Annotated in this window: 24 protein-coding genes and 4 tRNA genes; 9 read left to right on the top strand and 19 right to left on the bottom strand. The window is 71.4% G+C overall.

Annotation, left to right across the window (positions count from 1 at the left end):
- Positions 1 to 22 precede the first annotated feature (22 nt).
- Entirely contained in the window at positions 23 to 760 is a 738-nt protein-coding gene (locus AB0F13_RS25590) for a VC0807 family protein (RefSeq protein ID WP_362086760.1), read from the top strand.
- A 61-nt stretch (positions 761 to 821) separates the two neighbouring features.
- Here AB0F13_RS25590 and AB0F13_RS25585 read toward each other — a convergent pair whose 3' ends face one another.
- The 3 genes from AB0F13_RS25585 to pgsA are packed head-to-tail and all read right to left on the bottom strand — an operon-like array spanning position 822 to position 3618.
- Positions 822 to 2027 carry a glycosyltransferase family 4 protein gene (locus tag AB0F13_RS25585; RefSeq protein ID WP_362086757.1) on the bottom strand — a complete coding sequence of 402 codons (1206 nt, stop codon included), beginning with the start codon at positions 2025 to 2027 and terminating at the stop codon, positions 822 to 824.
- Positions 2024 to 2959 (bottom strand): phosphatidylinositol mannoside acyltransferase, encoded by a 936-nt coding sequence (locus AB0F13_RS25580; protein WP_362086754.1) that lies wholly within the window; start codon positions 2957 to 2959, stop codon positions 2024 to 2026. Before AB0F13_RS25580 ends, AB0F13_RS25585 begins: the two co-directional genes overlap by 4 nt.
- Positions 2956 to 3618 (bottom strand): phosphatidylinositol phosphate synthase, encoded by a 663-nt coding sequence (pgsA, locus tag AB0F13_RS25575; RefSeq protein WP_362086751.1) that lies wholly within the window; start codon positions 3616 to 3618, stop codon positions 2956 to 2958. Before pgsA ends, AB0F13_RS25580 begins: the two co-directional genes overlap by 4 nt.
- Before the next feature lie 254 nt (positions 3619 to 3872).
- Between pgsA and AB0F13_RS25570 the strand changes: the two genes are divergently transcribed.
- Together AB0F13_RS25570 and AB0F13_RS25565 are read left to right on the top strand one after the other, a co-directional pair.
- Positions 3873 to 6080 (top strand): elongation factor G-like protein EF-G2, encoded by a 2208-nt coding sequence (locus AB0F13_RS25570; RefSeq protein WP_362086748.1) that lies wholly within the window; start codon positions 3873 to 3875, stop codon positions 6078 to 6080.
- 168 nt (positions 6081 to 6248) lie between these two features.
- A complete protein-coding gene (locus AB0F13_RS25565; RefSeq protein WP_362086745.1) occupies positions 6249 to 7907 on the top strand; it encodes a hypothetical protein in 1659 nt (552 codons plus the stop codon).
- Positions 7908 to 7933: 26 nt separating this feature from the next.
- On the opposite strand, the gene AB0F13_RS25560 is transcribed toward AB0F13_RS25565, so the two are convergent.
- The 8 genes from AB0F13_RS25560 to AB0F13_RS25525 all read right to left on the bottom strand — a co-directional run bounded on the left by AB0F13_RS25560 (position 7934) and on the right by AB0F13_RS25525 (position 15760).
- Positions 7934 to 9160, bottom strand: coding sequence for a YncE family protein (locus AB0F13_RS25560; RefSeq protein ID WP_362086743.1), 1227 nt, complete (start codon positions 9158 to 9160; stop codon positions 7934 to 7936).
- Positions 9157 to 9975: a polysaccharide deacetylase family protein gene (locus AB0F13_RS25555; protein WP_362086740.1), complete on the bottom strand. Its 819-nt coding sequence runs from the start codon at positions 9973 to 9975 to the stop codon at positions 9157 to 9159. The genes AB0F13_RS25560 and AB0F13_RS25555 overlap by 4 nt, the downstream gene beginning before the upstream one ends.
- Positions 9976 to 10182: 207 nt before the next feature.
- Positions 10183 to 10425, bottom strand: a complete 243-nt coding sequence (locus AB0F13_RS25550) for a hypothetical protein (RefSeq protein WP_362086737.1) — start codon at positions 10423 to 10425, stop codon at positions 10183 to 10185.
- A 92-nt stretch (positions 10426 to 10517) separates the two neighbouring features.
- The gene (locus AB0F13_RS25545; RefSeq protein WP_362086734.1) at positions 10518 to 11030 is read right to left on the bottom strand and encodes a hypothetical protein; all 513 of its coding nucleotides are present in this window, start codon (positions 11028 to 11030) and stop codon (positions 10518 to 10520) included.
- Positions 11031 to 11144: 114 nt separating this feature from the next.
- Positions 11145 to 11705 (bottom strand): HIT domain-containing protein, encoded by a 561-nt coding sequence (locus AB0F13_RS25540; RefSeq protein ID WP_362086731.1) that lies wholly within the window; start codon positions 11703 to 11705, stop codon positions 11145 to 11147.
- Between the two features lie 137 nt (positions 11706 to 11842).
- A complete protein-coding gene (gene thrS / locus AB0F13_RS25535; protein ID WP_362086728.1) occupies positions 11843 to 13819 on the bottom strand; it encodes a threonine--tRNA ligase in 1977 nt (658 codons plus the stop codon).
- Positions 13820 to 13901: 82 nt separating this feature from the next.
- Positions 13902 to 15080 carry a hypothetical protein gene (locus tag AB0F13_RS25530; protein ID WP_362086725.1) on the bottom strand — a complete coding sequence of 393 codons (1179 nt, stop codon included), beginning with the start codon at positions 15078 to 15080 and terminating at the stop codon, positions 13902 to 13904.
- Positions 15080 to 15760 (bottom strand): DUF4365 domain-containing protein, encoded by a 681-nt coding sequence (locus AB0F13_RS25525; protein WP_362086722.1) that lies wholly within the window; start codon positions 15758 to 15760, stop codon positions 15080 to 15082. The genes AB0F13_RS25530 and AB0F13_RS25525 overlap by 1 nt, the downstream gene beginning before the upstream one ends.
- 165 nt (positions 15761 to 15925) lie before the next feature.
- On the opposite strand from AB0F13_RS25525, the gene AB0F13_RS25520 reads away from it, so the two are divergent.
- Entirely contained in the window at positions 15926 to 16651 is a 726-nt protein-coding gene (locus AB0F13_RS25520) for a 3'-5' exonuclease (protein ID WP_362086719.1), read from the top strand.
- Between the two features lie 58 nt (positions 16652 to 16709).
- On the opposite strand, the gene AB0F13_RS25515 is transcribed toward AB0F13_RS25520, so the two are convergent.
- The 3 genes from AB0F13_RS25515 to AB0F13_RS25505 all read right to left on the bottom strand — a co-directional run bounded on the left by AB0F13_RS25515 (position 16710) and on the right by AB0F13_RS25505 (position 17531).
- Positions 16710 to 16781, bottom strand: a tRNA-Val gene (locus tag AB0F13_RS25515).
- A gap of 170 nt (positions 16782 to 16951) precedes the next feature.
- Positions 16952 to 17023 (bottom strand) — tRNA-Val (locus AB0F13_RS25510).
- A 76-nt stretch (positions 17024 to 17099) separates the two neighbouring features.
- A complete protein-coding gene (locus tag AB0F13_RS25505) occupies positions 17100 to 17531 on the bottom strand; it encodes a TIGR02611 family protein (RefSeq protein ID WP_362086716.1) in 432 nt (143 codons plus the stop codon).
- 191 nt (positions 17532 to 17722) lie between these two features.
- Here AB0F13_RS25505 and AB0F13_RS25500 point away from each other — a divergent pair, with 191 nt between their 5' ends.
- Both AB0F13_RS25500 and AB0F13_RS25495 read left to right on the top strand, forming a co-directional pair.
- Positions 17723 to 18136, top strand: coding sequence for an SsgA family sporulation/cell division regulator (locus AB0F13_RS25500; protein ID WP_003959770.1), 414 nt, complete (start codon positions 17723 to 17725; stop codon positions 18134 to 18136).
- 208 nt (positions 18137 to 18344) lie between these two features.
- Positions 18345 to 18878 (top strand): CGNR zinc finger domain-containing protein, encoded by a 534-nt coding sequence (locus AB0F13_RS25495; RefSeq protein WP_362086713.1) that lies wholly within the window; start codon positions 18345 to 18347, stop codon positions 18876 to 18878.
- Between the two features lie 23 nt (positions 18879 to 18901).
- Here the strand turns inward: AB0F13_RS25495 and AB0F13_RS25490 are convergent, their stop codons facing one another.
- Both AB0F13_RS25490 and AB0F13_RS25485 read right to left on the bottom strand, forming a co-directional pair.
- On the bottom strand, positions 18902 to 19042 hold the full coding sequence (locus tag AB0F13_RS25490; RefSeq protein ID WP_177338528.1) for a hypothetical protein: 141 nt from the start codon (positions 19040 to 19042) through the stop codon (positions 18902 to 18904).
- A 68-nt stretch (positions 19043 to 19110) separates the two neighbouring features.
- A complete protein-coding gene (locus AB0F13_RS25485; RefSeq protein WP_362086710.1) occupies positions 19111 to 19560 on the bottom strand; it encodes a hypothetical protein in 450 nt (149 codons plus the stop codon).
- Positions 19561 to 19725: 165 nt separating this feature from the next.
- Between AB0F13_RS25485 and AB0F13_RS25480 the strand changes: the two genes are divergently transcribed.
- A complete protein-coding gene (locus AB0F13_RS25480) occupies positions 19726 to 20274 on the top strand; it encodes a DsbA family protein (protein WP_362086707.1) in 549 nt (182 codons plus the stop codon).
- Here the strand turns inward: AB0F13_RS25480 and AB0F13_RS25475 are convergent.
- From AB0F13_RS25475 to AB0F13_RS25465, 3 genes are read right to left on the bottom strand one after another with little or no spacing between them, the layout of a single operon-like run.
- On the bottom strand, positions 20271 to 21092 hold the full coding sequence (locus AB0F13_RS25475; protein WP_362086704.1) for a GNAT family N-acetyltransferase: 822 nt from the start codon (positions 21090 to 21092) through the stop codon (positions 20271 to 20273). The genes AB0F13_RS25480 and AB0F13_RS25475 overlap by 4 nt on opposite strands.
- Positions 21093 to 21132: 40 nt before the next feature.
- Positions 21133 to 21954 carry an aminodeoxychorismate lyase gene (locus tag AB0F13_RS25470; protein WP_362086701.1) on the bottom strand — a complete coding sequence of 274 codons (822 nt, stop codon included), beginning with the start codon at positions 21952 to 21954 and terminating at the stop codon, positions 21133 to 21135.
- Positions 21951 to 22991, bottom strand: coding sequence for a chorismate-binding protein (locus AB0F13_RS25465; RefSeq protein WP_362086795.1), 1041 nt, complete (start codon positions 22989 to 22991; stop codon positions 21951 to 21953). The genes AB0F13_RS25470 and AB0F13_RS25465 overlap by 4 nt, the downstream gene beginning before the upstream one ends.
- Positions 22992 to 23223: 232 nt before the next feature.
- On the opposite strand from AB0F13_RS25465, the gene AB0F13_RS25460 reads away from it, so the two are divergent.
- Both AB0F13_RS25460 and AB0F13_RS25455 read left to right on the top strand, forming a co-directional pair.
- A tRNA-Gly gene (locus AB0F13_RS25460) sits at positions 23224 to 23296 on the top strand.
- Positions 23297 to 23331: 35 nt separating this feature from the next.
- Positions 23332 to 23405, top strand: a tRNA-Cys gene (locus tag AB0F13_RS25455).
- Position 23406: the final 1 nt, after the last annotated feature.

Genomic DNA, 23406 nt, shown 5'->3' with positions numbered 1-23406 from the left:
TGCCGGGCTGCTGGAGGCCCCCATGGAAGCCGTGGATTCGCGTGGCGCGCGCACGGGGCGCGCGCTCCTGATTCCCCTGACCGTCGACATTCTGCTGCCGCTCGCCCTGTACTACGTGCTGCGGGCGCAGGGCATCGCCCAGTGGCAGGCGCTGTTGCTGAGCAGCGTCGTGCCGGCGGCGCACGCGCTGGCGACGGCGGTGGTGCGCAGGCGGGCGGAGGCCTTCGATCTCCTCGTCGTCGTACTGCTCGCCATATCCGCGGTGACTTCGCTGATCAGCGGCAGCCCGCGGGTGCTGCTGCTGAAGGACGCGGGGCTCCCGGCGGTGCTGGGGGTGTGGATAGTGGGCACGCTGTTCACGGCCCGGCCGTTCACGTTCCAGTTCGGGCGCCGGTTGCGGGGCCCGGGCGCCGACGAGGAGGCGGAGCGCGCCTGGCGCGAGCGGCCGGACTTCCGGGCGGCGCTGCGGGGACTCACCGTGCTCTGGGGCGGTGAGCAACTGCTGGACGCCGCGCTGAGCGCGGTGGAGGCGCTGACCCTGCCCGTCGACCTGGTGCCGGTGATCGGCCGGTTCCAGTCCTTGGCGCTGATCGGTCTGGTGGCCGTGGTCACCGTCCGCAGCAGCCGGCGCTTCCGGGCGCGGCACGGGACGGCCCTGTTCGGAGTGCGGGCCCCGGCCGGCCAGGTGCCGCGGAAGGCACCCGGCCGGGAGATACCCGACCCGAAGGCACCCGACCGGAAGGCACCCGACAGGGTGTGAGCCTTCGGCTGTACGTGGCCACACGTGAGCTCTCGGCTGTGCGGCGCCGGGCCGGCGGCCGCTAGTCCCGGGCGAGGCCGAAGCGGGCGCGCAGGCTGATGCGTTCGTCGGTGGCGACCGAGGCCGCGCCGGCGGTGACCGTCTCGTAGACGGCCAGGATGTCGGCGCCCACCACGGACCAGTCGAAGCGGCGTACGTGCTTGCTGCCGCGCTCGCTCAGCTCCGCCCGGCGCGCGTCGTCGCCCAGGAGCCGGAGGGCGGCGGTGGCCAGGGCGTCGGCGTCCTCGTTGGCGAACAGCTCACCGGCCGCGCCCCGGTCCAGGACCTGCGCGAAGGCGTCCAGGTCGCTGGCGAGGACGGGGGCGCCCGCCGACAGGGCCTCGACGAGGATGATGCCGAAGGACTCGCCACCGGTGTTGGGCGCCACATAGACATCGACGCTGCGCAGCAGGCGGGCCTTGTCCTCGTCGCTGACCATGCCGAGGAACTCGACGTTCGCGCGCATCCCGGAGGGCAGTGCGGCCACGGCCTCCTCCTCGTCGCCCCGGCCGGCGACCAGCAGCCGGGTGCCAGGGCGCTCGGCGAGGATCTTCGGCAGGGCGCGCATGAGGACGGGCAGGCCCTTGCGGGGCTCGTCGATGCGGCCGATGAAGCCGATGGTTCCCCCCCGTCGCCCACCATCACCCTTGCCGGAGCTTCGCGCCTCTTCCGATTGCCACTCGGGCTTGGGCTCGGCGCCGGCGAAGAAGCCGACGTCGACACCGTTGGGGATGACGACGGCGTCGCCCCCCAGGTGCTCGACCAGGGTGCGGCGGGCGTACTCGCTCACCGCGATGCGCGCGCTGATCTTCTCCAGCGCGGGCTGGAGGATCGGATACGCCGCGATCATGGCGCGCGAGCGCGGGTTGGAGGTGTGGAAGGTCGCCACGATGGGGCCCTGGGCGGCCCAGCAGGAGAGCAGTCCCAGTGAAGGGGAGGTGGGCTCGTGGATGTGGATGACGTCGAAGTCGCCCTCGTGCAGCCAGCGGCGTACGCGCGCGGCGGACAGGAAGCCGAAGTTCAGGCGGGCCACCGACCCGTTGTAGGGCACGGGGACCGCCCGCCCGGCGGAGACGACGAAGGGCGGCAGCGGCGTCTCGTCGTCGGCCGGCGCCAGCACCGACACCTCGTGACCAAGCCGGATCAGATGCTCGGCCAGGTCACGGATGTGGAACTGGACGCCCCCGGGGACGTCCCACGAATACGGGCAGACGATCCCGATCCTCAAGGCTTCTCCGTTCCGGAGCTCTGGTCGGGGCGGGGCAGGGGCGGCCGCCGGTCGAGGTCGGCGAGCCACAGCCGCTGCAGCATGTGCCAGTCCTGCGGGTGTTCGGCGATGCCGGAGGCGAAGGCGTCGGCCAGCTGCTGTGTCATCGCCGCCGCCTTCTGCGCCCGGCTCCCGCTCTCCGGCACCTCGACGGGGCCGTGTATGCGCCCCCGCATCACCGGCGACCGGTCGTACCAGAGGGTGACCGGCAGCAGCGGGGCGCCGGTCTGCACGGACAGCATGGCGGGCCCTGCGGGCATCTTGGCCGCCTCGCCGAAGAAGGTGACCTCTATCCCGGAGCTGGACAGATCACGGTCGGCCACCAGGCACACCATGCCCCCGGAGCGCAACCGCCGGGCGAGCGTGCCGAAGGCGCTGCCGCCGGCGTGCGGCAGGACCTCCATGCCGAGCCCCTCGCGGTAGGCCACGAACCGGTCGTAGAGCGTCTCGGGCTTGAGCCGCTCGGCCACGGTGGTGAAGGGGATTCCGAGCCTGGTGGTGACCCAGGCGCCGGCCAGGTCGTAGTTGCCCATGTGGGGCAGGGCGAGGACGACGCCCCGGCCGGCCGCCAGGGCCTCCTCCAGGTGGTGCACGCCCTCGGGCGCGAACCCGTTGCGGATGCGGTCCTTGCTCCACGCCGGCAGCCGGAAGGACTCCATCCAGTAGCGCATGTACGAGCGCATGCCCGCCCGGGACAGCTCGGCCAGACGCTCGGGACCCGCTTCGGGGACCACGCGGGCGAGGTTGGACTCCAGGCGCAGCACGCCCTTGCCGCGCCGTTTCCAGGCCACGTCGGCGATCCGCCGGCCCAGTCCGGTGGCGACGGGCTCGGGGAGCCTCTTGACCGTGCCCCAGCCGAGCCCGTACAGCGTGTCGGTCAGCTGGTCCTTCACCCGGCCTCGCCCTCGACGGCCGCCACCGCGGCGTCCGCCTCGGCGGATTCCCGGCGCACGGTGACCATCCGCTGGATCAGCGTGATGAAGCTGCCCGCGGCCACGATCCACAGCGCGATCGGCAGCAGGATCTGGATGTGCGGCACACCGAACTTGTGCAGTCCGGAGAAGCCGCAGGCCACCAGGGAGATCACCAGCCGCTCGGCGCGCTCGATCAGGCCGTTGACGTTCACCGGCAGGCCGATGCTCTCGCCGCGCGCCTTGGTGTACGACACCACCTGGCCGCTGGCGAGGCAGAAGATCGCCACCGCGCAGAGCGCGAGATCGTCACCGCGCCCCGCGTACCACAGGGCGAGCCCGCCGAAGATCGCCGAGTCGGCGACCCGGTCCAGGGTCGAGTCGAGGAAGGCCCCCCAGCGGCTGGAGCGGCCGAGCTGGCGCGCCATGTTGCCGTCGACCAGGTCGGAGAAGACGAACAGGGTGATGGTGACCGTGCCCCAGAAGAACTCACCCTGGGGGTAGAAGACCAGCGCACCCGCCACCACGCCACCGGTACCGATGAGGGTCACCGCGTCGGGGCTGACGCCCAGGCGAATGAGCAGAGCGGCGAACGGCGTGAGAACACGCGTGAAGAAAGCACGCGCGTACTTGTTCAGCATGGCCTTCCCGGAGGGTCGTGTCGGGCCGGATGGTCGGAAGGCCACCGGCTGGCCCATCGTAGCCAGGCCGCAGGGGCCCGCTGCGCAGACGTCGCTCCCCCGGCCCATGGCGCAGGTCACGCCCGCCCGGGCGCCGGCCCCGGCGGGCTCACTCCGGGGGCGGACGGTTGTGTGCGCGTGTGCGACGTATGGACGCAGCGTGACCACGGTGGAAAGCTCGAAGGACCGCAGGTGTCGACCGGGAGGCGAGACACATGGGCGAGAAGACGAACACCCACCCAGGGGCCGCGGGCAGAGCAGTGACGGCCGACCGGCCCAGCAGCATCCGCAACGTGGTGCTGGTCGGCCACAGTGGCTCCGGAAAGACGACGCTGGTGGAGGCGCTGGCCCTGGCCACCGGCGCGGTGAACCGGGCGGGCCGGGTCGAGGACGGCGCGGCGGTCTCCGACTACGACGAGATCGAACACCGCCAGCAGCGCTCGGTGCAGTTGTCCCTGGTGCCCGTCGAATGGGCCGGTTTCAAGGTCAATCTGTTGGACACACCCGGATATGCCGACTTCGTCGGCGAGCTGAGGGCCGGTCTGCGCGCCGCGGACGCGGCCCTCTTCGTCGTCTCGGCGGCGGAGGGCACCGAGGGCATCTCCGGCCCGACGCGCACGGTGTGGGAGGAGTGCGCGGCGGTGGGAATGCCCCGCGCCATCGTGGTGACGCACCTGGAGGCGGCCCGCGCGGACTTCGAGGAGATGACGCAGGCCTGTCGCAGCGCGTTCGGCGGCGACTCCCCCGACAGCGTGCTCCCGCTCTACCTGCCCCGCTACGGCCCGGAGGGCCCGGACGGGCACCGCCCGGTGACGGGGCTGATCGGGCTGCTCACCCAGCGGGCCTTCGACTACTCCTCCGGCACCCGCACCGAGGCCGCGCCCGGGCCGGAGGAGCTGCCGGGGATCGAGGAGGCGCGCAACCGGCTCATCGAGGGGGTCATCGCCGAGAGCGAGGACGAGACCTTGATGGACCGCTATCTCAGCGGCGAGGAGATCGACGTCAAGACCCTGATCGGCGATCTGGAGACGGCCGTCGCCCGCGGCAGGTTCCACCCCGTGCTGGCGGCGGCCCCGGCCGTGGAAGGCGCCAGACAGGGCCTGGGCACCGTCGAGCTGCTGGAGCTGGTCACCGGCGGCTTCCCCACCCCGGCCGAGCGCACGGCCCCGGCCGTCACCACTCCCGACGGCGCAGCGCGCCCCGAGCTCACCTGCGACCCGGAGGGGCCACTGGCCGCCGAAGTCATCAAGACCGCCGCCGACCCCTACGTCGGCCGGATCTCCCTGGTCCGGGTCTTCTCCGGCACCCTGCGTCCCGATGAGACCGTGCACGTCTCCGGGCACGGCCTGGAGGAACGGGGGCACGAGAGCCACGACGTCGACGAGCGGGTCGGCGCCCTCTCCTCCCCCTTCGGCAAGCATCAGCGGCAGCTGGGCAAGGCCATCGCCGGTGACATCGCCTGCGTCGCCAAGCTCGCCCGCGCCGAGACCGGCGACACCCTCTCCGGCCGCGGCGATCCGCTGCTGATGGAGCCCTGGCTCATGCCCGACCCGCTGCTGCCCGTCGCCATCCAGGCGCACAGCAAGGCGGACGAGGACAAGCTCTCCCAGGGCCTGGCCCGCCTGGTCGCCGAGGACCCCACGATGCGCCTGGAGCACAACCCGCACACCCACCAGGTGGTCCTGTGGTGCCTGGGCGAGGCCCACCGGGACGTGGCCCTGGAGCGGCTGCGCACCCGCTATGGCGTCCAGGTCGACGTGGTGCCGTACAAGGTGTCGCTGCGCGAGACCTTCGGCTCCCGTGTGACCGGCCGCGGCCGGCACGTCAAACAGTCCGGCGGCCACGGCCAGTACGCCATCTGCGAGATCGAGGTCGAGCCGCTGCCCGGCGGCTCCGGCATCGAGTTCGTGGACAAGGTCGTCGGCGGCGCGGTCCCCCGCCAGTTCATCCCCTCGGTGGAGAAGGGCGTACGGGCCCAGGCCGCCCGTGGCGTCGCCGCCGGCTATCCGCTGGTCGACGTGCGGGTGACCCTCCTCGACGGCAAGGCGCACTCGGTGGACTCCTCGGACGCGGCCTTCCAGACCGCCGGCGCCCTGGCCCTGCGCGAAGCCGCCGCCGAGACCCGCATCCACCTCCTCGAACCGGTCGCCGAGGTCCAGGTCCTCGTCTGCGACGACTACGTCGGCCCGGTCATGAGCGACTTGTCCGGACGCCGCGGCCGGGTCGTCGGCACCGAGCAGTCCGGAGCGGGCCGCACCCTGGTACGTGCCGAGGTCCCGGAGATCGAGATCGGCCGCTACGCGGTGGACCTGCGTTCGCTCTCGCACGGCACGGGACGGTTCAGCCGCTCCTACGCCCGGCACGAACCGATGCCTCCGCAGCTAGCGGAGCGCATTCGCGAACAGGCCGAGAACGGAGCATAGTTCACAAGCCGCCCGCATCAACTCCGTTGAGGCGGGCGGCTTCCCGATCTCCCACGACAGACGGCCGCCGCCCCATTACGCTGAGCACGCGGCCCATGACGCAATCCATGGGCGGCAGTCGGGAGTGCGGGCCGGCGCACCGGACGCGTACGGCATTGGGGGGCAGCAGTGGCAGCAGGGGACGCGTACGACTTCAGCCCGGGTGCGCAGATCCCGGTCTCCGGCGGCGCCGGCCAGACCGCGGCCACCCAGGCCCTGGCCTCGGCGGCCTACCGGGACGACCCCGTCGGCGAACTCCTCAAGGCCAACTCCGAGTGGTCCGCCTCGGAGTTCAAAAAACCCCGCATCTCCCTCTTCGAGCCCAACCTCGGCGAGGCCTTCGCCCGCGCCGTGCAGGGCCGGATGCTCGGCGGCGGACGCAAGCCCCTGATCCAGTCCTTCGGCCTCGAACCCCAGGTCATCGTCGAGCACTGCCTGGCCGCGTCCCGCATCCGCAAACAGCGCGACGCCCGGCTGACCCTGATCATGGCGGTCTTCGGGCTGCTCTTCCTGCCCGGCGTCCTGCTGTGGCTCGGCGCCTTCCAGCTCCGCCGCAGCCTCGCCGGGGCCCAGAACAAACGCGCCGGAGCGCTCGGCACCACCCTGCTGGTGGCGCTCGCCGCCGTCGTCGTGATCTTCATGGTCAAGGCGCCGCTCAACGGCCTCCTGGGCTTCTACCTCCGCGCCATGCTCATCGCCCCCATCCTCGGCGGCTACTGGGCCAAGGCCGTCTGCGAACGCACCGCCAAGGACCTGCGGGAGCGCTGGACCGGCCTCCTCGACGGCGGCGGCATCCCCGCCAAGATCCCCGAAGCCGTCCCCTCGACTCCCAGCGAAAGCGCCGCAGAGCAGCTGCGCAAGAGCCTGGCACAGCTCTCCGCCGAGCAGCAGAGCAACCTCGTCTTCTACGCCGGCCCCAAGGGCATACTCGGTATGGGCACCCGCTGGGGCAGCTGGCAGCTCGCCGAGGACCTCGCCCCTCTCGGCCCCGGCAAGGACATCAGCCCCTTCCGCAGCTGGGACATCGTCCGGGCGGTCCACGACCAGCTCAAGCTGCTGGAGCGCACCCCCATCAACACCGGCGGCCTCACCGCGCCGCATGTGGAGCACTGGGTCGTCTCCCCCATCGGCGAAGGCGCCTCGGCCGTTTCCCGCCCCGGAGGCTCCGATGCCCCCTCCTACCAGATCAGGGGCGCCAAGCTCCAGGACATCTGCGACAAACAGCACTTCGGCAGCGGCGACCGCCACTACCTCGGCGTCCAGTTCGTCCTCTGGGACGGCCAGTTGGTCATCAACCTCCTCATCAACGTCACCGTCCTGCACAAGACCCTGCGCATCGAGGTCACCGGCCACGCCCTCGGCCCCACCCACCCCGTCTTCAACGCCAAGCCCAAGAAACGCACCCAGACCTTCAAAAAAGGCCTCAAGTTCTGGGAGACCTACACCCGCACGCTGCCCGTCGTGGAACCCCGTGAGGTCGTGCGGCTCGCCGCCCGCGCACCCCTGACCTGGTACCCGCCCCTGCTGGAGTACTGGGGCGGCAAGCTCGTCCTGCCCGAGCCCTTCGGCCTGCGCCACGCCTGGGCCGACAAGCCCTGGCGCCACCGCTTCATGGCCGACGACGCCCTCCGCGCCGCCACCCCCGTGCTCCGCGTCGTCCACGAGGCCACGCTGCGCGTCCTGGCCGACCACGGCGTCGACACCGAGCGCTTCGCCAGCCGCGCCAACAACCTCAGCGGCGCGGTGCAGGACCCCGCACCGCGCCAGGCCGACGTCTACCCCGCCTGAGCGACGGCCGCCCGCCCGGCCACGCCCTACCGGAAGATCCCGGTGTGGCCCAGCGAGTACCGGCCCGGCTGCGGATACACCGCCAGACCGTGCGGGCCGTCACCCACCTTGATGCGGGCGAGCTGATGTCCGTCCTCGGTGTCGATCGCATAGACCTCGCTGTTGTAGCGCCCCGACAGCCACAGCACCTTGCCGTCCGCCGACACCCCGCCCATGTCCGGACTCCCGCCGTCCGGCAGCTCCCACTTCTTCACCAGCTTGCGGCTGGGCAGGTCCAGCACCGAGATCGAGCCCTCACCCCGGTTGGAGATGTACATCGACTTGGAGTCCCGGCTCACATAGAGACCGTGCGCACCCTTGCCCGTCGGCATCAGCCACGGCTCACCGAACTTGTCGCCGTCCAGCACCCACACGCCGTCGGCCATCATGTCCGCGACGTACCACGTCCGGCCGTCCGAGGAGATCTTCACGTCCTGCGGCATCGCCCCGTCGAACGGCAGCTTCTGCTGGTCGATCACCTTCATCCGGGCCGTGTCGACCTTCAGCAACTCCCCGGAGAACTCGCACGAGACGATGAAGTACCGCCCGTCCGGCGAGAAGTCGGCGTGGTTCACGCCCAGGCAGTTCACATGCTCGGTCTTCATCCGCTTCATGGTGTGCGCGTCCCGGAAGACCAGCTCACGGTCCATCGACGCCATCACCACCGCGTACTTGCCGTCCGGGGTGAAGTAGAGGTTGTAGGGGTCGTGCACATCGACCGTCCTGCCCGCCTTGCCCGTGGCCGGGTCGATCGGCGTCAGCGTGTGACCGCGGTCGTTGTTGACCCACAGCGTCTTCATGTCCCAGGACGGCACGACGTGCTGGGGCTGATTGCCCACCGGGATCGTCTCGATGACCTTGTACGTCCTGGGGTCGATGACACTGACCGTGTCCGACTCCGTGTTGGGCACGTACACCCGCGACGGGAAGTCCTTCACCACCGGCGACAGGGCGTTCGGCCGGTCCGCGGCGTAGAGGTCGTTCGGATCCAGCAGGGGCGGCATCCCCGGCAGCCCCTGCGGCACGCCTCGTGCCGCGCCCTGGCTGTGCGCCCCCTTGTCCGGCCGCCGGCCGGCCGCCTCGTCGCTCCCGCTGCCACAGCCGGAAGCAGCCAGCAGGGCACACGCGGCCGTGAACAGCGCAGCGGCCGAGCGCGCGCCGCGCGAGCGGAAGGGGGTACGCGGACGGGGGCGGTGATGCGAGAACTGGATCATCGGGTCAGCAGCTCCGTAGTCGTCACCGCACGCAGACCGCGGCGGTGCAGGCCGTCGAGGATCGCGGGCAGCGCGGCCACCGTGCCGGCGTGCCCGAAGTGCAGACTCACGACCGACCCGGGCCGTACCGCGCTCAACACGGTGCGCCGGACCGCCTCGGCCCCCGGGTCGGTGAAGTCGAGGGAGTCCACGTCGTACGACAGGATGTGCGGGTACCCCGCCTTGCGCGCCAGCCGCACCACCTGATCGGTCGCCCGCTGCGCGCGGGAGGGCCGGAACCAGCGGCCGATACCGCCCGTGAGCCTGCGCAACCGCTCCGCGCACTCCGTGATCTCGGCATAGGCGGCCTTCGCCGGCATCGAGCAGATATTCAGATGCCGCATCGTGTGATTGCCCAGCTCATGCCCGCCGTCGAGGACCCGCCGCGCCATCCGCGGCTCGGCATCGAGCCAGTCCCCGACGGCGAGGACGGTGACACGGGCCCCGGCCCGTTCCGCCTCCGCCAGCAGGGCGGTGGCGGACTTCGCGTCACCGCGGCCGTGGAAGGTGAGCGCCACCGCGCGGCCCCGGCGCGGGCCGTGGTCGATCTGCGCCGGCAGCCCCGGAGGCAGCCGGGACAGCAGCAACGGCGGCCCCGGCGGCACGCCCGCCCCCCGGGGCGAGCCCGTCGGCGAGGGCGTGCGCTGCGGCTGCGACGGCCGGACACCCCTGGCCGGCCGTTCCCCGTCGCAGCCCGCGGCGGCGGCCCCGGCGGCCCCGGCCAGGGCGCCGCCCGCGGCTGCGCGCAGGACGGTGCGGCGGTGAAGAAAGGTCACCGTCCTATTAGAGCTTCTTTGGAAAGAATTTGTGTGATTTGCTCGTTTTCGCCAGAGCCGTGTCCCCTTCGGCCGGGTTCCGTCGGGTCCAGTCGCGTTGCGACCGTACCGAGGCCGGCTGATGCCCCGCCAGAGGCCCTGCAACGCCGAAGCCCCACCGGGAGGGGATCCCGGTGGGGCTTGGTATCGAGGTCTCCGGCTATCCGGCTATGCCTCGGGGGCCTGCCGGTAGCTGAGGAAGTGCAGGGCGCTCTCGACCGCGTAGCGGAGGTGATGCCGGGCACGGCCGGCATCGGCCTTCTCGCGGAGGACCGGGAGGAACACCTCGTCGGGGTACCCCTCGCCCAGCACCTCCCCGGAACCCGAGAACTGGGCAAAGATGACGAGCATCATCTCGTTGCAGGCCCGCGCCTGCTCCAGGCCCTCCTGGCTGCCCTCCGTGAAGATCATCCGGGTAGAGAACCCGAGCTCGCGCCCGAGGGCACGCAGGAACGTCTCACGGAATGGCGACCCGAGGACCGATCGGACTTCATCCTGAACGCTCATCGAGGTATGTCCAAGTAATCGTCGTCGGTCATCCTGCCGCTGTACCGTTCACGCGGCAGGGAATGGACATCGTAGCCACGCTCCTGCAACACCTTGAGCCGGGCATTCCCGTTCGCCACGTCCCCATTCGGATGCACCCGCAGCGGTTCATCGGCACCCGGCCGCAAGGAGTGCACGATCTCGTCCGTGTCCTTCTTGCCCCAGTAGTCCAACGAGCTCCTGCTGAAGCTGCTCTCGTTCTGTATCAGATTCAGCGGAACGCCGCAGATGTCCCCGTCCCCGAAGCCCAGCGCGAACGACGTCCGGCGGGCGAAGCCGCTCCTCAGCCCCGGCCTCTTGCACCCCTTGCCGAGGCCCTTGACGTAACTGACGCCCTTCTCGCTGCACTTGGCGAGCTTGGCCGCCGTCGCGCCCTCCCCCGCGATGGGGATGGCGGCAAGGCAGGACATACCGGCGTTGACGTAATCGCCTTCCGCCCCGTACCAGGCGCAGTTGATGCCGTTGGTCACCGTGCCCAGGCCGGGCACGGCCCCCGCGACGTCGAGCAGGAAGTGGCCGCCCTCGCGGAGCCAGCCCCACCTGCCGGCCTTCTCCGTTATTGGCGGACTACGTGCGGCAATGCCTCAGACCGTCGGCCAGACGTCGGCGAGCATCTTCCGGGTGTCGGCGAGGAGCTGCGGCAGGACCTTGGTGTGGCCGACGACGGGCAGGAAATTGGTGTCGCCGCCCCAACGGGGCACGATGTGCTGGTGCAGGTGCGCGGCGATGCCGGCACCGGCGACCGAGCCCTGGTTCATGCCGATGTTGAACCCGTGCGCCCCCGCGGCCTCGCGCAGGGCACGCATCGCGCGCTTGGTGAAGTCGGCCAGCTCGGCCGTCTCGGCCCCGTCCAGCTCGGTGTAGTCGGCGACGTGCCGGAAGGGGACGACCATCAGGTGGCCGCCGTTGTACGGGTAGAGGTTGAGCACCGCGTAGACGAGCTCCCCCCGGGCGACGATCAGCCCGTCCTCGTCGGCCTTGGCCGGGATCGAGCAGAACGGGCAGCCGTCGTCGGCGCCGGGGCCGGTGGGCTTGCCCTCGCCCTGGATGTAGGCCATCCGATGGGGCGTCCACAGGCGCTGGAAGGCGTCGGGCGCCCCCACTCCGAACTGCTGCTCCGGCTCACTCGTCATGGGGGCCAGCATATTCCCCGGCGCGGATACGACGAGGGGCGACCCTGGCGGGCCGCCCCTCTGACCCCGCGAGCGCGGGGACTGCGTGATCCAGCTCGGCTTCAAGCTGCCGGAGCGCGCGGCTCACCTCCGCATGCGCGGAGAAGCGGTCACACCTGGACGCGACGCTCCACCACATCAACGAGCTTCGCGATCGCCTGGTCACGCGGGATGCCGTTCTCCTGCGAACCGTCGCGGTAGCGGAAGGACACCGTGCCGGCGTTCATGTCGTCGTCACCGACGATGATCATGAACGGGGTCTTCATCTTCTGGTGGTTGCGGATCTTCTTCTGCATCCGGTCCGACGAGGCGTCGACCTCGACCCGCAGGCCCTTCTTCTTCGCCTCGGCGGCGAACTCCTGCAGGTACTCCACGTGCGCGTCGCCGATCGGGATGCCGACCGCCTGCACCGGAGCCAGCCACGCCGGGAAGGCGCCCGCGTAGTGCTCCAGCAGCACCGCGAAGAAGCGCTCGATCGAGCCGAAGAGCGCACGGTGGATCATGACCGGCTGCTGGCGCGAGCCGTCCGCCGCCGTGTACTGAAGGTCAAACCTTTGCGGCAGGTTGAAGTCGAGCTGGATGGTCGACATCTGCCAGGTCCGACCGATGGCGTCACGCGCCTGCACCGAAATCTTCGGGCCGTAGAAGGCCGCGCCACCCGGGTCGGCGACGAGCTCCAGGCCCTGCTTCTCGGCCACCTTGCGCAGCGTCTCGGTGGCCTCCTCCCACGCCTCGTCCGAGCCGACGAACTTCTCCGGGTCCTTGGTGGACAGCTCCAGGTAGAAGTCGTTCAGGCCGTAGTCGCGCAGCAGGTCCAGGACGAAGGTGAGCGTCCGGTCGAGCTCCTCGCCCATCTGCTCCCGGGTGCAGTAGATGTGCGCGTCGTCCTGCGTGAAGCCCCGGGCGCGGGTCAGGCCGTGGACGACGCCCGACTTCTCGTACCGGTACACGGTGCCGAACTCGAACATGCGCAGCGGCAGCTCCCGGTACGAGCGCCCGCGGGCGTCGAAGATCAGGTTGTGCATCGGGCAGTTCATGGGCTTGAGGTAGTAGTCCACGCCCTCGTCGAGCTGCATGGGCGGGTACATGCCGTCGGCGTACCAGTCCAGGTGGCCCGAGGTCTCGAAGAGCTTGCCCTTGGTGGCGTGGGGGGTGTAGACGAACTCGTACCCCTCCTCCTCGTGCCGCTTGCGGGAGTAGTCCTCCATGACCCGGCGGATGATGCCGCCCTTGGGGTGGAAGACCGCGAGGCCCGAGCCGATCTGCTCCGGGATGGAGAAGAGGTCGAGCTCGTTGCCGAGCTTGCGGTGGTCGCGCTTCTCGGCCTCGGCCAGGAACTCCAGGTGCGCCTTCAGCTCGTCCTTCGACGGCCAGGCGGTGCCGTAGATGCGCTGGAGCATGGGGTTCTTCTCGCTGCCGCGCCAGTACGCGGCGGCGTTGCGCATCAGCTTGAACGCCGGGATGACACGGGTGGTCGGCAGGTGCGGACCCCGGCAGAGGTCCTTCCAGCACAGCTCGCCCGTCTTCGGGTCGAGGTTGTCGTAGATCGTGAGCTCACCCGCGCCCACCTCCACGTCCGCGCCGTCGTCGTGCGAGGCGGAGCCCTTGATACCGATCAGCTCGAGCTTGTACGGCTCGTCGGCAAGCTCCTCGCGGGCGGCCTCGTCGGTGACCACGCGACGGGAGAAGCGCTGACCGCGCTTCTGGATCTCCTGCATGCGCTTCTCGATGAGCTTGAGGTCATCGGGGGTGAAGGGCTTCTCGACGTCGAAGTCGTAGTAGAAGCCGTCCTTGACCGGCGGGCCGATGCCCAGCTTGGCCTCGGGGAAGAGCTCCTGCACGGCCTGGGCCATGACGTGGGCGGTCGAGTGGCGCAGGATGTTCAGGCCGTCCTCGGAGGAGATCTCGACGGGCTCGATCTCCTCGCCGTCGGTGACGACGTACGCGAGGTCCTTCAGCTCGCCCGCGACGCGCGCGGCGACGACGGTGCGCTCACCGGGGAAGAGGTCCGCGGCCGTAGTGCCCGTCGTCACCACGCGCTCTTCCCGCTCGGAATCGCGTTGGATGATCACACGGACGTCTGACACCGGTCTCTCCTGACTATGGGGCGCTGCAGTGGTCACTGCGCGCCTGAATCGTACCGAGCCCGGTCCACTGGTCGCTAAACGGTTATTCGTCGTCGTGCTTCTCCGCGAAGAGGTCGAGGTTCTCGTGGAGGGACTTCAGGAGCCGGTCGCGTTCGGAGTCGTCGACCTGTAGGGGCATGACGCCGTTCGCGTCGGCCAGCCGGCGGAAGCCGCCCCGGCTCTCCAGCCGGCCGCTCACGGTGACCGGCAGTCCGGCGAGGTGGGCGTGGCCGGCGACGCGGTAGTCGTCCTCGCCGAGGGTGGCCCGTACCTGGGTGACGTCGGCGCCCGTCAGGACGCGCAGCCGCACGGTGCCGGCCCCGCCGGGTGCCTCGCGGCGCATGCGGACCACGGTCGCGGTGAGCCGGACGGGCACCGAGGGCTCGTCCCGTACGTACCGGGCGCCGGCCTCCCGCAGGGCGGGCAGGTCGCCCGGGGAGAAGTCGACGGGTTCGGGGCGGGCGGCGAAGCCCTCCGGCGGACCGGCGGCCGGGGCCCATTCGACGCCGACGCGGATGCCCTCGGAGCCGGCGACCAGGGCGACGAGGGCTTCCGTGAGCTCCTGGCACACGCCCGCCTCGACCGCCGCGTCGAAGGCGTCCGTGCTGCCGGTGGCGCGCTGGTAGTCGGTGGCGTCCCTCGCCGCCTGCAGGGCGCGCAGGAGTGCGGCCACGAGAGGGCGGCCGCCTTCGGTCACCGCACGGGCCGGGGGCTGGACGGGTACGAAGACGGTCAGTTCGCGGCCTCCGGCGGCGGGCCCGGCCAGCAGCGGCTCCAGGGCGGCCTCGGCCTGCCGGCGGCGGCGGGCGCCGTGGTAGCCGGCCCGGCCGCGGGCGGCGAGGGCGCCGGCGAGCAGCAGGGCGCGGGCTCCGGCCCGTAGCCGTTCCTGGGCGGTCCAGGCGGTGGCCGGGGCTCCGGGTTCGGGGATCTCCCGCCACCAGCGGATCTCGTCGCTGGGCCGGTGCAGGGCGACGAGGATGTCGCTGGCGGAGGGGGCGGCGCTGCGTTCGAGGGCGGTGAGGGCCTCGGTGAGCAGGTCGGCGCTGTCGGGGAAGGCGTGGCCGACCGGCACGAGGAGGCTGGTGCCGGTGCCCTCGGGGGGTGTCCAGCGGCTGTAGCGCCCGGGTTCTCCGCCGCGTCGCCGCCAGCCGTGGCGGGCCAGGAGGGCGCCGAGGACGGCGGGGTCGGGGTGGTGCCGGGGTTCTTCGGCCGGCCGGTGCATCAGGGTCTCCCTCCCGCCCCGACCCGGGTCATGATCTCGCAGAGCGCACGGTCGTCGAAGACGCGTGAGGTCGGGATCCGCACGGTGGTCCTGCGCCGGCCGGTGACGGGGTGGCCGGCGAGGTTGGTCCAGTAGCAGCAGTGCCGCAGGGCGAGGTGGTCGTGGCCGGCCCGCAGCCAGTCGTCCCGGTCACGCGGCACGATCATCACGACGAGGATCTTGTGGACCGACACGGGGGTGCGGGCGAGCTTGGCCAGGTGGTCGTTGTCGAGGGTGAAGGCGAAGGTGGGGCCGGTGGGCGGGAAGGGGGTGGGCTGGCGGGGCCGGCCGGGGTCGGGTGGGGGTGCCGGGGTGTGGGCGGCGATGTGGCGCGGGGGGCGTGCGCCGGGCGGCGGGGGCGTGCGGGGGCTCAGCTGGTAGGTGCTCTTGAGCTGCACCTTGATGGTGATCTCGTCGTCGGCGGTGTGGCCGGGGGCGCTGTGGCTGACGTGCCAGTCGATTCCGTTGTCGGGGAAGGGCTGGGCGAGGGAGCAGCCGGCGGCGGCCGCGACGGCGTGCAGGTAGCCGACCTGGAGGGTTTCCATGCACGCGGTGGTGGCGAGGCTGCCGCGCAGCGGTGCGGTCTGCCCGGGCGGCCGGCTGCTCGTGGGCGTGGCCGGGTCGGGCTGAGCGAGCGCCATGTCCGAAAAACCTTCCGGGCTCGCCGGGTTTCGGGTCGTACATCTGTGTTGTCTCCATGCGAACTCCCCGGCAAACAGCGGCGGTTCGGGCGGCGGCGTGGCCGGGTATCACCTGGCGGGGAGGGGAAACACGCCATTTGCCGGACAAGCGCGAGGAGTTGTGTCATGCCGTGCTGGTTCGAGGGGCCACTGGCCGCCTTCGACACCGAGACGACCGGGGTCGACGTGGAGCGCGACCGGATCGTGTCGGCGGCTTTTGTGACGCAGTCGCAGGCGGGGGCCTCGCCGGTGGCCACCCGTTGGCTGGTGAATCCGGGGGTGCCCGTGCCCGCGGAGGCAACTGCGATACACGGGCTGAGCGATGAGCACCTGCAGCGGCACGGCCGGTGGCCGGCGCCGGTGATGGAGGAGGTGGCACGGGCCCTGGCGGTGCACGCCGCGCGGGGCATACCGCTGGTGATCATGAATGCGCCGTTCGATCTGACGCTGCTGGACCGGGAGTTGCGCCGGCACCGGGCGTCGACGCTGGCCTCCTATCTGGCGGGCGGGGCGCTGTGCGTGATGGATCCCTGGGTGCTGGACAAGCATCTGGACCGCTATCGCAAGGGTCGTCGCACGCTGTCGGACCTGTGCGGGCAGTACGGGGTGGAGCTGACGGGCGCGCATGATGCGGCCTCGGACGCGACGGCCGCACTGGAGGTCGTGCGGGCGGTGGGGCGCAGGTTCTCGTCGCGGCTGGAGCGGCTGAGTCCGGCGGAGCTGCACACGCGGCAGGCGGTGTGGCACGCGGCGCAGGCGCGGGGTCTGCAGGCGTGGTTCGCGCGCAACGGCTCGGACGAGGAGTGTGATCCGGCGTGGCCGCTGCGGCCGGGTCTGCCCGCGGCGGCGTGAAGGGGGCGGCAACGCGGAAGGCCGGTCCATCTGTTGATGGACCGGTCTTCCGGAGATGTGGGCGATACTGGGATCGAACCAGTGACCTCTTCGGTGTGAACGAAGCGCTCTCCCGCTGAGCTAATCGCCCGGGATCCGTCTCGGGGTTTCCCCCGGGAACGCACTGAACAATACAGGTCGCGGCGGGTCTCGTTCAAATCCCCTCCGGCGGTCCTTTCCGCCGGCTTCCCGCGGACGCCGGGGCACGCAAAAAACCGGGGGTCCGCGAGGGGTGTACCTCGCGGACCCCCGGTGGGGATGTGGGCGATACTGGGATCGAACCAGTGACCTCTTCGGTGTGAACGAAGCGCTCTCCCGCTGAGCTAATCGCCCGGGCGCACGGCAAACATTACCGCATGTCAGGCGGTGCCCTGAACCACCCCGTGCCTGGTCAGGGGCGGGGTGGTGGTCAGTGGGAGATCTTCCAGGGCATCTCGAGCCCGTACTTGGCGACGTAGACGCCGACGAGGCCGGCGACGATGACGAGCCCGGTGACGGTGAGGGCGATGTTGCGCCGGCGGACCTTGGGGTCCAGGGCGCGCTGGGCGGCCTCGGTGACCTTGCGCCTGGTCCAGCGCAGCACCAGCTGGGCCCAGACGAACTCGGTCGCCCAGATCGCCATGCCGCCGAAGATCACCAGCCAGCCGGGGCCGGGCAGGGGCAGCATGACGATGCCCGCGCCGACGACGGCCAGGCCGACGACGAAGACGCCGACCTGCCAGCTCAGGTGCAGGGTCCGGGACCGTTTGACGAAGTGCGGGGCCCGGGAGCCGAGGCCCCTTCCGGGCCCGCCGGGGCCGTTCGCAGCGGCGGGTCTCTGCTCGTCACTCTCCGCGTTCATACGGCCCAAAGTACCCGACTGGTGCGAACTCACCGGTTTGGCCGTACGGGCTGCGCGAGGGCTGGGCCGTACGAGGTATACGAAGGGCCTCAAAACGGTCAGAGGGGTTTACAACGGCACCGTAGGTGGCATGTCGATTTCGCCGACGTGCGAATCCCCGAGCGCACACTGAGCGAAAGGCCCTGGCGCTTATGAACACCACGGTCAGCTGCGAGCTGCACCTGCGCCTCGTTGTGTCGAGCGAATCCTCACTGCCTGTACCTGCAGGCCTGCGGTACGACACGGCCGATCCGTATGCCGTGCACGCCACCTTCCACACCGGAGCCGAAGAGACGGTCGAGTGGGTCTTCGCCCGGGACCTGCTTGCGGAGGGCCTGCACCGGCCCACCGGAACCGGAGACGTCCGCGTCTGGCCTTCCCGCAGCCACGGCCAGGGCGTCGTCTGCATCGCCCTGAGCTCGCCGGAGGGCGAAGCCCTGCTGGAGGCCCCGGCGCGAGCCCTGGAGTCGTTCCTGAAGCGGACCGACGCCGCCGTTCCACCGGGCACCGAACACCGTCACTTCGATCTGGACACCGAGCTCTCCCACATCCTGGCGGAGAGCTGATGCCGGGCCGGAGCTGATCCGGGCGCGCCGGCCCACTCGGGGAGGCCGCGCGCCACATCCGGACAACTCGCATACGGCACGACACGGCGCCGTCGCCGCGGATCCACCGCGGGCGACGGCGCCGTCGCGTTGCCGAGCCGCTAGAGTCTGCTCCCCGCGGTCGAACAAATGCCGCCCTACCTCCGTCCGGCCAGGGAGCGAATGATCCGTGCTGATCAATCACGACACCCGGTGCACACTCGACGGCATCGTCGATCTGCTGAACATGGACCTCGACACGCTGGCCGCACTGGAGGGCTTCGTCGAGCGCCATGACATCAGCGGGATCGGCACCCTCCGGGAGCCGGACCTGGCGGCCGTACGGTCCATACGCGACCGGTTCGCGCAGGTATTCGACACCGCGGACACCCGGGCCGTCGCCGAGCTGCTCAACGCCCTGGTCGCCGAGGCGGGCACCACCCCCCGGCTGACCGACCACGACGGCTACGACTGGCATGTGCACTACTTCGCCCCCGGCGCCTCGCTCGCCGAGCACCTGGCGGCGGACGGCGGCATGGCCCTGTCGTTCCTGCTGGTGGAGGGCGAGCGCGAGCGGCTGCGGCGCTGCGAGGCCCCGGACTGCGGGCGCGCCTTCGTCGATCTCTCCCGCAACCGGTCACGCCGCTACTGCGACGGCCGTACATGCGGAAACCGGCTCCACGTCGCCGCGTACCGGGCCCGTCGGCGGGGAACCGCGGACTGACCGGCGGCGGGTGGCGGTCGCGGTCACCAGCGGTACAGGTCGTGCACGGCGGTCACGAGGATCAATGTCGCGATGAAGGCGAGAAAGAACATCAGCGGCGGTTGGGAGAGCGCGAACAGACAGCCGCGCGGCTCGTCGGTGATCTGGGCCGGTTCGTCGTTCATCTCCGACAGATCATGGCGCAGCCCGGCCGGGGACCCTCACCAACACGTCACTCGTGAGGGGGAGTTGTTCAGATTCCGTGTTTTTTGAGGATCGCTTCGATATCGGAGAAGTCCTCCCTCTCGCCGCCGGAGGCCCTCGTCCCCCTGTTCTTCGGAGGCTCGGCCGTGCGCGCCGGGCCGATCGAGGGAGCGGCGGGCGCGGGCAGCGCGGCGTCGCCCCGTGCGGCGGCCGCGGCCTCGCGGCGCTCCTTGCGGGTGCCGCCGCGGCGCCCGGCGGCGGCCCGGGTGACCGTGAACAGCAGCGCGGAGAGCGCGAGCACGCCGAAACCGGCCCACACGCTGGGCTTGAACACCAGATCGGTGACCCAGTCGATGATTCCCGTCATGACCAGCCCGACGGGGATCAGGGACCAGGCCGCGATCCGCGCGGCGGCGAGGAAGCGCTTGCGGTAGGCCGTCAGCAGGGCGATGCCCAGGCCTGCCGCGGACACCGCGGCGCATACGGTCGAGGTCAGCATCCGGTCCTCCTGCCGATGGTGGGTCCTGCCTCCATCCTGCACCGGCGGTGGCAGCCGGTGCCACGACCGGGCCGGGGATCGGGGAGAACTCCGGGTCGTCTCCGGGTCTCCTCCTCCTCGGGACCGAGATCCCCGCGGTGCGTTCGGGGCTGGAAGACTGGCCCCATGAGCGATTCCGACACCTCCCCCACCGACAGCGCCGCCAGCCCCGTCCGCCCCGTCCTGGACGTGTGGTGCGAGCTGCAGTGCCCCGACTGTCACCGGGCCCTGGACGACCTCCGCGCGCTGCGCGCCCGCTACGGCGACCGCCTCGAGATCCGGCTGCGGCACTTCCCGCTGGAGAAGCACAAGCACGCCTACGCCGCGGCCCAGGCCGCCGAGGAGGCCGCCGATCAGGGCCTGGCGTGGCCGTACGCCGAGGCCGTGCTGGCCCGGACCGAGGAGCTCGGCGCCAAGGGCGAGCGGCTGCTGGTGGAGGTGGCGGGCGAGCTGGGGCTGGACGCCGAGGAGGTGGACACCACGCTGATCGACGGGCGGCACATGCTGATCGTCGACGCGGACCAGGCCGAGGGCAAGGCGATCGGGGTGACCGGCACGCCCACGTACGTCATCGACGGCCGGCGGCTGGACGGCGGCAAGAGCCAGGAGGGGCTGCGCGAGCGCATCGAGGAGATCGCCGACCGGCTGCTCGCCGGCCGGGGTCCCACCGGTTAGTGCAGCACCTTGTACAGATGGATCCGGGTCGGTTCGTAGCCCAGTGACTCGTACAGGCGCAGGGCCGGGGTGTTCCCGGCGAAGACGTTGAGTCCGAGCTCGCCCGCCCCGCCCGCCAGGCTCTCGCGCTCGGCGAGCAGCATCAGCGTGCGGCCGTGCCCCCGGCCGCGGTACCGGGCGTCGACCTCGACGTCGAAGATGTAGGCCCCCTCCTCCCGCAGCGCCAGCCAGAGCGTGCCCACGTCGACGCCGTCGTGCGCGAGGACGCGCAGGAGGGTGCCGGGGGTGGCCGCGCCGAGCGGCAGCAGCTTGGCGTGGTCGCGCTCGGCCTGGGCCTCGGCCCGGTCGCGGGGCACGCCGTGCTCCACCCACTCCCGTACGTACTCGGCCTTGGCGGCGTGGTGCCAGGGGGCGAATTCCGTCTCGCTCATGGCGCGGGCGACGCTGCCGTCGGGCAGCGCGACCTCGGTGACCAGCGGCTTGACCATGTTGCGGGCGCGTTCGACGTAGCCGAGCGCGCCCGCGAGCCCCAGGGCGGTCCGCGCGTCCGCGGGGATGGTCAGCGTGATCTGGGCGCAGCCCCAGCCGCGCAGTACCTCCTCGGCGGCGAGCGCGGCGACCGTGCCGCGGCCGCGGTGCCGGTCGGGCTCGTCGACGGCGAGCCGGACTATGCGGCCGAACGAGGGCCCGAACCGGTCGTCCGTGGCGAGGTCGATCCTGCCGACGGGCCGGCTGTTGACGCAGACCTCGTACGAGCGGGACCGGCCGCCGCCGTCGGTGCGCTGCTCGGGTGCGGTGGGCCGCAGGGTGGTGGTCACGTTGGTGTTGTACCGGCTCGGCGGGCGCACGTCACCAGGTTTACGGATCGAGCTCCGAGGTCGCGTGCTCGTCGAAGATCCGCATGGTCTTCGCGGTCACCGGGCCCGGGGCGCCGGGCAGTTGACGTCCGTCGAGGCTGTGGACGGCCTGCACGTCGCGCAGGCTGGAGGTCAGGAGGATCTCCTCCGCACGGTCCAGGACGTCGAAGGGCAGGTCGGTCTCCTTGGCGCCGGCCCACTCGACGACGAGGGCCCGGGTGATGCCGGGCAGACAGCCGGAGGAGAGCGGCGGGGTGTGCAGCTCGCCGTCGAGGACTACGAAGACATTGGAGCCGGTGCCTTCGCACAGCGCGCCGACGGTGTTGGCGAACAGCGCCTCGGTGGCGCCCTGTTCCCGGGCCCGGGCGAGGGCGACGACGTTCTCGGCGTACGAGGTGGACTTCAGGCCGGCCAGCGCGCCGCGTTCGTTGCGCGTCCAGGGGACGGTGACGGCGGTCGTGCTGTCGGCGTGGTGGTGGGTCTCGGCGAGGGCGACGACGAGGGTGGGAGCGGCGGCGCCCCGGTCCGAGCCGAGCGGGGAGACACCGCCGGTGTAGGTGATCCGCAGCCGGCCGAGCGGCAGGGGGTTGGCGTCGAGGACCGCCGCGCAGGCCCGGCGGATCTCGTCCAGGTCGGGCTCGGGCAGGCCGAGGCCGCGGGCACCGGCGGTGAGCCGGGTGAGGTGGCGGGTCATGGCGAAGGCCCGGCCGTCGATGGTCTTGAGCGTCTCGAAGATGCCGTCACCGACCGTGAGTCCGTGGTCGAAGACCGAGACCTGGGCGCTGTCGGCGTCACGCAGTGCGCCGTTGAACCAGATTCTCACCGTTTCGTCCCTCCTAGCGGCTGCTGTGCTGCCGACGCTATCGCGAGCAGGCGGGCCGCCTTCAGCTCGGTCTCGGCCCACTCCCGCTCCGGATCGGAACCCCAGGTGATGCCGGCACCGGTGCCGAAGCGCAGCACGGGGCCGCCGGTCGCCGCGCGGTCGATCCAGAACGTGCGGATGCCGACGGCCAGCTCGCCGGTGCCCCGGTCGGCGTCGACCCAGCCGATGCCGCCGCAGTACGGGCCGCGGGGCGCCGTCTCCAGGGCCTCGATGATCTCCAGGGCGCTGGCCTTGGGGGCTCCGGTCACCGAGCCGGGCGGGAAGGTGGCGGCGAACAGGTCGGCCCAGCCGGCTCCCGCCCTGATCTCGCCGCGGACGGTGGAGACCAGGTGGACCAGGCCGGGGTGTGCTTCGAGCGCGCACAGCGCGGGGACGGTCACGGAGCCGGTGGCGCAGACGCGGCCGAGGTCGTTGCGGACCAGGTCGACGATCATGACGTTCTCGGCGTGGTCCTTCTCCAGCAGGTCCGCGGCGGTGCGGCCGGTGCCCTTGATGGGCCCGGACTCCACGGTGCTGCCGGAGCGGCGCAGGTAGAGCTCCGGTGAGGCGGTGGCCACCTCCACGCCGTGGCCGGGCAGCCGGATCGTTCCCGCGTAGGGGGCGGGGTTGCCCCGGGCGAGGAGCGCGGTGAGGGCGTCCACGTCGGCGGCGGACGGATCGGGCAGGGGCGCGCTCAGGACGCGGCAGAGGTTGGCCTGGTAGACCTCGCCGGCGGCTATGTGCTCGCGTATGCGCCGTACGCCGGCCGTGTAGGCGGCGCGGTCCAGCGAGCTGGTCCAGTCCTCGGCCGCGGGGCCCCGCCAGCCGCCAGGCACGGGCGCGGGGGCCGGCGCGGGGCGTACGTCGCCGAAGCGGGCACACGTCAGGCGTCCCTCGAAGTCCGCGACCACGGCCCACCAGCCGGTGGATTCCAGGGCCGCCGGGTCGCTGGTGACATCGCGCAGATCGGTGGCGAGGAGGCCACCGAAGCGGGCCATCGGGGAGATCGTCGAGGGGAGGCTGTGCACGTCATCGAGTCTATGGCGGTGCCCTGGGAGATCGTCCCGGCGTCCTCCGGGCAGCGTGCGGAAGGTGCGCGGGAGTCCTCCGGGCGGCGTCCGCGTGAAGGATCAGCGCAGCATGCTGGGCAAACGGAATTTGAGCTGGCGCCGGAATCCGCTAAAGTTCAACACGTCGCCGGGACGCGGAAGCGGGCCGGGAACGACAAATGCGGACGTAGCTCAGTTGGTAGAGCACCACCTTGCCAAGGTGGATGTCGCGAGTTCGAGTCTCGTCGTCCGCTCGAGTTGGGGGATCTTCCCGAACCCCCGCACTCCTGGTGGAGTGGCCGAGAGGCGAGGCAACGGCCTGCAAAGCCGTCTACACGGGTTCAAATCCCGTCTCCACCTCCAA

The sequence above is a fragment of the Streptomyces sp. NPDC026206 genome, assembly GCF_040638465.1.
In the GTDB taxonomy this organism is placed as follows: domain Bacteria; phylum Actinomycetota; class Actinomycetes; order Streptomycetales; family Streptomycetaceae; genus Streptomyces.
The sequence above is the reverse complement of the archived record's forward strand: the minus strand, read 5'-3'. Positions and strand labels throughout refer to the sequence as shown.